Annotated in this window: 3 protein-coding genes; all 3 read right to left on the minus strand. The window is 62.2% G+C overall.

The window, feature by feature from the left end; all coding sequences use genetic code 11:
• Positions 1 to 240: 240 nt before the first annotated feature.
• The 3 genes from RI518_RS07525 to RI518_RS07535 are packed head-to-tail and all read right to left on the minus strand — an operon-like array spanning position 241 to position 3,832.
• Entirely contained in the window at positions 241 to 1,305 is a 1,065-nt protein-coding gene (locus RI518_RS07525; RefSeq protein WP_310689770.1) for a hypothetical protein, read from the minus strand.
• Entirely contained in the window at positions 1,305 to 3,005 is a 1,701-nt protein-coding gene (locus RI518_RS07530; RefSeq protein WP_310689771.1) for a phospho-sugar mutase, read from the minus strand. Before RI518_RS07530 ends, RI518_RS07525 begins: the two co-directional genes overlap by 1 nt.
• Positions 3,002 to 3,832, minus strand: a complete 831-nt coding sequence (locus tag RI518_RS07535; protein ID WP_310689772.1) for a purine-nucleoside phosphorylase — start codon at positions 3,830 to 3,832, stop codon at positions 3,002 to 3,004. Before RI518_RS07535 ends, RI518_RS07530 begins: the two co-directional genes overlap by 4 nt.
• Between the last annotated feature and the right edge of the window lie 343 nt (positions 3,833 to 4,175).

Consider the following 4,175-nt stretch of genomic DNA (forward strand, 5'->3'; position numbering starts at 1 on the left):
CTCGTACTCGCCGAGCTCGGCGCGATGAGAGCGCCCGGTGCGCACCCGCAAGCGGTCGACATGGTCCAAGCGGACGTTGAATCGGCGCTCTATTTTGAGGCGTAGCCTCCCCAGATGCGTTTTACGAAGCCGAGCTCGATAGCGCCTTGACATCTTTTAACACCACAGATTCGTCGGAACCCCCCCGTTGGACTAGCTCTCACCGTGAGGAATTCCGCCACAGCTTAGCGGTGGGGGCTCTTAAAGCCCCCGAAGGCCTGCCACCAGGTCTTGCGCGGTTTTTACCGGGCAGGACATGTGACGAAGCTCGCGCATTGTGTCAACTGCTCGGTGCCATTCCTCTCCGAGGTGGGTGTCTCTGGCGTAGTCGATGATGGCTTTTACGTCTTCCAGGGAGGAGCTTTTCGCGAGGTAGGGGTAGTCGTCGCCCAGTACGAGGCGTGATTCTTCGTCCTCGGCCGAGGCGATTGCCACCGCCCCCAGTCGGGCGGCAAAAAACCCCTTCATCATCGGTTTGAAGCCGTCCCGGTCGTTCCACGCCCTCACCGAATAGTGGTGGCTGTAGCGACGGAGGGTGTCGAAAACCGACGGGAGTGGTTCGGAGCTTCGGTGCGGGGGCATCTCGCTGAATTCCACCGCATCAAGATCTGCCAGCTTGTCGAGATGCCGGGCATTTTCACTCAGCCCGTAGTAGACGTGGGCGAACTCTCTGTGCTCGAGCGGGAACACGGGGGTGCGCTGGTCGGGAGACTGATACGACACGATGGTGTGATGCCCGCGGTGTCGGCGAAACCGGTCTTCGGTGAGGCTGGAGCAAATATACGCATCGCACAACCCCTCGATTTTCTCCGGCACGAGACCGTCGACCACGTCGAATAGCAACGTATTGCCCCGCCTGGCGAAGGCACGAAGAATCGGCTCTGATTTCATCCGAATGGCGGTCTTCAAGACGATGAGTATTTCGCCCCGAGGCTTGGCTCGGTGGAGGTTTTCCAGCGCCTGGACCTTGATCGGAACCGGTGCCCCGAGGCTCGTGAGCATGTCGGCGAGTTGAAACCCGCGGAGGAGAACATTGCCCATTCCTTCCGTGCCCCGCCGGTAGGTGATGGTGATGGGTTGGGTAATGCCTGACCAGTCCGTGGCATCCATTCGGTGCGGCTCATCGCAGCCGCAAGGGGTGGGAATCGGCTGCGGGGTGTAAATTCCTTCGTTTTTGTCGTAGGCAGGATTGGTGGCGAGGTCTCTTTGGTATTCCCAGCGAAGTCGTACCTGGCCAATCCAGCTTCTGCGCCCCGGGGTGGTCATCACACGTCCGTGACGCGGGCGAGTAACTCATCGATGGCGCTTCTCACGCTTATCCGGAGCCCCTCGAGGTCCGACTCGGCGAGACTCTGCTCGGGCCGCAGAGTATCGAGATACACCTTGAGTTTCGGTTCCGTTCCACTCGGTCGAACGATCATGCGACTGCCTCCTGCCAGTCTGAACACGATGAGGTCGACGGCAACATCACCTTCGCCCCCCGTCAGCAGGTCATCGACGCTGTCGATATCGAGGGAGGAAAACACGCTTTCCGGAGCCGCTCGAACTTCGCCCATGACCGATTGGGCAATCGTCATTGTGTCAAAGCGCAGAGAAATCTGATCGGAGGCGAAGCCCCCGTATTCGCGCCTGACCTCTTCGAGGGCATCCCAGAGGGTGTTTCCCTGTGCGTGGAGTTCTGCGGCGAGGCAGGCGAGGTAGAGGCCGGCAGAAATCCCGTCTTTGTCTCGAACGGTCTCCGGGTTCACCAAATAACCCAGTGCCTCTTCGTAGCCAAAGAGTAACCCGGGTAGGCGAGAGATCCACTTGAAGCCGGTGGGGGTGTCTTGCCCGGTGAGGCCGTGGTGATCGGCAATCACCTGGGCAATCGGTGAGCTCACCATACTAAAACCGATGACCCCGGTCTCGCCCTTCAAGACGGCGTCTTTGGCCCTCGCCGAGGCCAGAATGGCGCCCAGTTCGTTTCCGGAGAGCATCTGCCAGGAACCCTCTGGGCTCGGCAGAGCGACGGCCAGGCGATCGGCGTCCGGGTCGTGGGCAATGATCAGGTCGGCACCGACTGTGGAGGCGTGGGAAAACGCCAGGTCGAGCGCCCCGGGCTCTTCGGGGTTCGGAAAAGACACCGTGGGAAAGTCCGGATCCGGTGCAAATTGTTCGTCGACCGGGTGCAGCGATGAAAAACCGGCATCGCTCATGAGCGAGTGGAAGACGTCACCGCCCACCCCGTGCATCGGTGTGTAACAAATCGAGAGTGTGGCCCGGCCCTCAACCGGGAAACTCTGGGCAAGCTGCAGTGTGGCGCGTTGATACGCCTCGATGAGTTCCGCACCCGCGGTGTCGTAGTCGTCGGAGCGCGGCAGGCTGGAGGCGAGCGAGTGGTCGTGCGAGGCCATAATCGCGCGGTGAATCATCGAATCTGCCGGCGGGACAATTTGGGAACCGCCGTCGTCTCCTCCCAAATACACTTTGTAGCCGTTATCGGCCGGCGGGTTGTGACTCGCCGTGACCATCACCCCGGCATCAACGTCGAGGTGGCGCACCGCAAAAGCGAGCACCGGGGTCGGAGTCACCCGCTCACACAGCACCACCCGCAGGCCCATTGCCCGCAGGATGTGGGCAGTGTCTTTCGCGAACACATCGGAGTTGTGCCGGGCGTCGAAACCGACCACCACTGACGGCGTAGTGGGGGAGTGTTTCTCGAGTAAAAACGCCCCCAGGCCGTGGGCGGCGTGGGAGACGACGACCCGGTTCATCCGGGCGGGACCGGGGCCAATTTCGGCGCGGAGTCCGGCGGTGCCAAAGGTGAGGTGGCCACTAAAGCGGGAGCGAAGCTCGGCCAGGGCCGTCTCGTCTTTCGCCTCTGCGGCGTCGACCAGGGCGGCCAGCTCAGCCCTCGTGCGGGGGTCAGGGTCTTGGTCCATCCACGAGCGTGCCTGGTCGAGCAGCGCGGTCGCTGTGTCACTCACAGCGACACCACGACTTTGGCCAACATGTCGCTGATGACCGCTTCGGCGTCCCTACCCGCCTGAATCACCTCTTCATGACTCAGTGGTGAGTCACTGATTCCCGCGGCCAGGTTGGTGATCAGCGAGAAGCCCAAGACCTCCATCCCCGCTTCTCTCGCCGCAATGGCCTCCAGGGCGGTCGACATGCCGACAATGTGGCCACCCATGGTTTTCGCCATCTGGACCTCCGCCGGGGTTTCGTAGTGCGGGCCGCGAAATTGAACGTACACACCCTCGTCGAGGTCTGGGGTGACAATCCGGGCCAAGTCGCGAAGGCGCTGGGAATACAAGTCCGTGAGGTCAATAAAGGTGGCCCCCTCCAGCGGTGACGCCGCCGTGAGGTTCAGGTGGTCGCTAATGAGTACGGGTGTTCCAGGGCTCCAGTGGCTCTTGATGCCCCCTGCTCCGTTGGTGAGTACCATCACCTCTGCGCCTGCAGCCGCGGCGGTGCGCACCGAGTGCACCACCCGTCGCACGCCGTGGCCCTCATAAAAATGGGTTCTCGCCCCAATAATCAGAGCGTGGGAGCCATCGGGGAGTAACACACTGCGCAGAGTGCCCACGTGGCCTTCTACGGCGGGGGCGGAAAACCCCCGCACTTCGGTGGCGGGGATTTCCGCAACCGTCTCACCCATCACGTCAGCTGCCCGCGCCCACCCGGAACCGAGTGTGCAGGCGATGCGGTGCGAGGACACACCCGTTTTCTCGGCAATCTCTTCGGCAGCCTCACGGGCAATATCGAACGGGTTAGCGTCTGGGTCATCGAGTGGGTGGGCCGTAGTTGTCATGGCTCCAGCCTAAGCCGAATACACCACCCCTCTGGTGCCGAGCCCGTCCCCCCAAGCACCCAGGCAGCCGCGGTGGACGGACGCAGGAGGCGGAGTAGCCAGAGCTCCGTAATCAAGAGCTCCGTGCCCAGCGCTCAGTGGCGAGCGCTGATGCGGTCGGACTCAGCGGTTAGTGACTACCGAGTGAGCGGATCCACTCCCATTCGGCTGCGAGGCCATCTCGCAGTGACCACTGCGGCTGGTAACCCAGTTCGGCTTGGGCTTTGGCAATGGCTCCCTTGGTTTCTTTCTGGTCGCCCGCTCGGGCCGGTTCGTAGCGCACGTCGAGTGTCACACCGGTGAC

Origin of the sequence: Pontimonas sp. (assembly GCF_031581085.1) — a bacterium.
Lineage (GTDB): Bacteria > Actinomycetota > Actinomycetes > Actinomycetales > Microbacteriaceae > Pontimonas.

Bases quoted from the DNA above. Each gene is read 5' to 3' on its own strand.
- RI518_RS07525 (WP_310689770.1), bottom strand. From the start codon at position 1,305: ATGACCACCCCGGGGCGCAGAAGCTGGATTGGCCAGGTACGACTTCGC.
- RI518_RS07535 (WP_310689772.1), bottom strand. From the start codon at position 3,832: ATGACAACTACGGCCCACCCACTCGATGACCCAGACGCTAACCCGTTC.